Source organism: Actinomyces urogenitalis DSM 15434 (assembly GCF_000159035.1).
GTDB classification, from domain to species: Bacteria; Actinomycetota; Actinomycetes; order Actinomycetales; family Actinomycetaceae; genus Actinomyces; species Actinomyces urogenitalis.
Genome location: NZ_DS999575.1, coordinates 135,600 through 139,698, shown reverse-complemented (window position 1 = coordinate 139,698; position 4,099 = coordinate 135,600). Strand labels below are relative to the sequence as shown.

The 4,099-nt window shown below is 70.5% G+C and carries 3 protein-coding genes; 1 reads left to right on the top strand and 2 read right to left on the bottom strand.

Features of this window, described 5'->3' with window-relative positions; all coding sequences use genetic code 11:
* Together HMPREF0058_RS06570 and argF are read right to left on the bottom strand one after the other, a co-directional pair.
* On the bottom strand, positions 1 to 1,099 hold a 1,099-nt coding region (locus HMPREF0058_RS06570), incomplete at its 3' end, for an o-succinylbenzoate synthase (protein ID WP_006548968.1).
* A gap of 48 nt (positions 1,100 to 1,147) precedes the next feature.
* Positions 1,148 to 2,143: an ornithine carbamoyltransferase gene (argF, locus tag HMPREF0058_RS06565; protein ID WP_034236865.1), complete on the bottom strand. Its 996-nt coding sequence runs from the start codon at positions 2,141 to 2,143 to the stop codon at positions 1,148 to 1,150.
* A gap of 287 nt (positions 2,144 to 2,430) precedes the next feature.
* On the opposite strand from argF, the gene HMPREF0058_RS06560 reads away from it, so the two are divergent.
* A complete protein-coding gene (locus tag HMPREF0058_RS06560; protein WP_244902013.1) occupies positions 2,431 to 3,729 on the top strand; it encodes an ROK family transcriptional regulator in 1,299 nt (432 codons plus the stop codon).
* Positions 3,730 to 4,099 lie beyond the last annotated feature (370 nt).

The following is a 4,099-nucleotide window of genomic DNA, read 5'->3' as shown; positions in this document are numbered from 1 at the left end:
CCACGGCCGTGGCCGGGTCCTGGCTCTCCTGAGCCCTGCGTGCGGCCAGGGCCCCCAGCATGTGGACCAGCCGCGCCTGCCAGCGCGAGGCCAGCTCGTCGTCAGCCATCGAGGCCGACAGCATGGTCTGGGAGACGTGGGCCGCTCGCACCGCCAGCTCGCCGCGGCGCGGGACCAGGGCGGGCACAGCAAGGTCGGACTCGAACAGGCTCACGGTGCCCAGCCCGCAGGCGCCGGCCAGCTCGGGCAGGGCGGAGGCCAGCCGCAGCCCCGCCGCGATGCCGATGGAGGTGTCTAGGGCCGAGGAGACGACGGCGGGCAGGCCCAGCCGCTCGGTCAGCGCCAGGGCACGGCGTACCCCGCCCAGCGGGGCGACCTTGACGATCGCGACATCGGCGGCCTCCAGCCTGGCCACGGCCAGCGGGTCCTCGGACAGGCGCACGGACTCGTCGGCAGCGATCGGGACGCTGACGGCCCTGCGCAACCGGGCCAGGTCCTCCACGTCCGCGCAGGGCTGCTCGGCATACTGCAGTCCCCCGGCGGCCTTGTTCATCACCGGCAAGGTGGCGCGGGCGGTCTCCAGGTCCCAGGCGGCGTTGACGTCGATGCGCACCTGTCCCTGCGCGCCCAGGGCCGCACGGACCGCCGCCAGGCGCTCCAGGTCCTCCGCGACGCCGTCGGCCGTGCCACTGACCTTGACCTTGGCGGTGGTGGCTGCCGACTGGGCCACGAGCTCGTAGGCCTGCTCAGCGGCCACAAGCGGGACAGTGACGTTGACCGGGACGCTCCTGCGGTGGGTCTCCAGGTCTGCCAGCCCGCTGACGGCCTGCTCCAGCCCGCTGGCCAGCCAGGGGGCGCTGGCTGCGGCGTCGTAGTTCCAGAAGGGTGCGACCTCTCCCCACCCGGCCGGCCCGTGCAGGGCGATGCCGTCGCGGCGCACGATGCCGCGGAAGGAGGTCCGCATCGGCAGGTCCCACACGACGACGCGGTCGATCCCCTCCAGCAGGCCGGTCGGGTCGGCACGGCGCAGCAGGTCGAGATCGAGCTCGCCGGCCGTACGCGCAGTCGCGTCAGCGCTGGGGAAGATCTGGCTCGTCATACCAGCCAGGATAGCCGCAGGCCCGGTCAGCGGCCGGGCTGGCCTGGCCTAGTCGCCCAGGGTGGCCACCATGACGGCCTTGATGGTGTGCATCCGGTTCTCGGCCTGGTCGAAGACGATCGAGCGCTCGGACTCGAAGACCTCCTCAGTCACCTCGACCCCGTCCATGCCGGTGGCCTGGTAGATCTCCTCACCGATGGCGGTCTGGCGGTTGTGGTAGGCGGGCAGGCAGTGCATGAAGCGGGCCTGGGGGCCGGCCAGCTCCATGAGGGAGGCGTTCACCTGGTAGTCGCGCAGCATGGCGATCCGCTCGTCCCACACCTCCTTGGGCTCGCCCATGGAGACCCAGATGTCGGTGTGGACAAAGTCGACGCCGGCCACGCCCTGCGGTACCGACTCCGTCACCGTGATCCGCGCACCAGTGCGCTCGGCCACCTGGTGGGCCTGGGCGATGCACTCCTCATCCGGCCACAGGGCCCGGGGGGCGACGATGCGCACGTCCGCACCGATCATGGCACCGTTGACCAGCAGGGAGCGGCCCATGTTGAAGCGCGCGTCACCCACGTAGGCGTAGGAGATCTCGCCGGTGGGCTTGCCCGCGTGCTCGAGCATCGTCAGGCTGTCGCACAGCATCTGGGTGGGGTGCCACTGGTCCGTCAGGCCGTTCCACACCGGCACGCCGGATAGCTCTGCGAGCTGGACGACCTTGGCCTGCTCGTCCCCGCGGTACTCGATCCCGTCAAACATCCTGCCGAGCACCCGGGCGGTGTCCGCCACGGACTCCTTGTGCCCCATCTGGGAACCGGAGGGGTCGAGGTAGGTCGTCGAGGCGCCCTGGTCGGCCGCACCGACCTCGAAGGAGCAACGGGTGCGGGTGGAGGTCTTCTCAAAGACCAGGGCGATGTTGCGCCCGCGCAGGCGCTGGGTCTCGCGCCCGGCCTTCTTCTCCGCCTTGAGCTGGGCCGCCAGCTGGATGAAGGTCATCCACTCCTCGGGGGAGAAGTCGAGCTCGCGGAGGAAGGACCTCCCCTTCAGCCCGGCCAGGACGGTGGGGTCAGGTGCCGGCAGGCAGGCTGTGGGGCTGGCAGAGGTACTGGTCACGGGCGACCCTTTCAGTGGTGGGCTACAGCGCGTCGGAGGAACCGGCGGCTGACGACGCGTCCGGTACGAGCACCGGACGGTCCCTGGATCCAGTATGGCCCACGGCACCGGTGCGAGACAGGCTAGGGTGTGCCACGTCGTCGAGCCCCAGGCCGCGGTGGGCACAGGTGCCCGCCACCGCCGTCGTGAGACCACCCCTGCCCCGGTACCGTCAGCAGGAAGGAGCAAGCGTGCCAGTGGTCGGACGGACCCCGGTCGACGCTCTTGCTGCGCCCGGGTTCCCTGCAGCCTCCGGAGCCGGCGGCCCCAAGGCGCACGCAGACGTGCGTATCTCCAACATGTCCCTCATCCTGCGACACCTGCAGGCCGGGCCGCCGTGCTCGCGCACGGAGCTGGTCCGCCAGACCGGGCTGTCCAAGGCCACGGTCTCCACGCTCGTCGCCGAGCTGTGCGCACGGGGGCTGGTCAGCGAGGGCGCTCCAGACATGTCAGGCAACGTCGGTCGCCCCAGCACCGCGCTGCAGATCGCGGCGCAGGCGGTGGCCGGGGTGGGCGCCGAGATCGGCATCGACTCCCTGCTGCTGACCGTAGTGGACCTGGCAGGACGGGTCGTGACCCAGGAGTCCTGCCTTATTGCGGACCCCGCTCGCTCCTTTACCGCCGTCATCGACCAGCTCTCCGCCCTGCTGACGGCACAGCTGGAGAAGCTGCGCAGCCAGGGTGTGGCGGTGCTGGAGGTCGTCGTCGCGCAGACCGGCGCCCTGGACTACACCAGCGGCACCGTACGCTTCTCCTCCTCGCTCGGCTGGCACGACGCCCCGCTGCTGGAGGCCCTGCGCTCCGCTCTGGCGCGCGACCTTCCCGAGGATGCCGCCCTGCCGGAGCTGGCGATGGAGAACGATGCCAAGCTCGCGGCCCTGGCCGCCTACGGCGACTACGCCCGCAAGGGCGTGCGGCACCTGCTCTACCTCTCAGGCGGAGAGGGCGTGGGTGCGGGCATCATCGCTGACGGCCACCTGCTGCGCGGCTGGTACGGATCGACCGGCGAGGTTGGGCATATGCCGGTTGAGACGGACGGGCAGGTGTGCCGCTGCGGCCGGCGCGGGTGCTGGGAGACTCTCATCGGCCTGCACTCACTGACCGCGATCTACCCGCCGCAGGACCCGGTCCATGACGATGCCCGCTCCCTGGTGTCGCGTATCGCCATGCTGCGCGAGCGCTTTGACGCCGGGGACCAGGTCCTGATCGAGCGGCTGGCCCAGGCGCAGCACGACCTGGAGCGCGGCCTGGCGATCCTGGTTGACGTCCTCAACCCTCAGGTCATTGTCCTGTCAGGTTGGCTCGCCGCTTTCGATGACGTCCTCCTCGCCCCGACGGCCGCGTCGCTGGAAGCACGGCGCCTGGACGATCGTCCCGCGGTTCACCTCCTTGCCTCCCGGCTGGGCCCCTGGGCCCCGTCACTGGGAGCTGCCTTGGTCTCGCTCGAACCGGTCCTAGCCGATCCGACCGTCCTCCAGCCCCAGGACTGAGCCAGCCCAGGCCGCGTGCCAGGAGCGCCGGGGCGCGCCTCGCCGTCGTGCCCCCAACTTGCCCAAGGTCGTCGGTTCAGGCCGGCAACAGTCGGTTCGGGGCTCTCAACTTGCCCAAGGTCGTCGGTTCAGGCCGGCAACAGTCGGTTCGGTTGTGGCAAGCATGGGAATCGACGGTTAAGCACCTAAAGCGACAGATTGGAGCGGCCAGCCAGGCGAACCCAGGCCATCGGTTTAGGCCCCAAACAGTCAGTTTCGAGGTTCCGACACAACCCAGACCATCCGCCCCGGCGCTGATGAGCTCCACACTCACCCCCACTCCCATCGCTTCAGGCCCTCAACAGTCGGTTCGGTTGTGGCGAGCATGGGG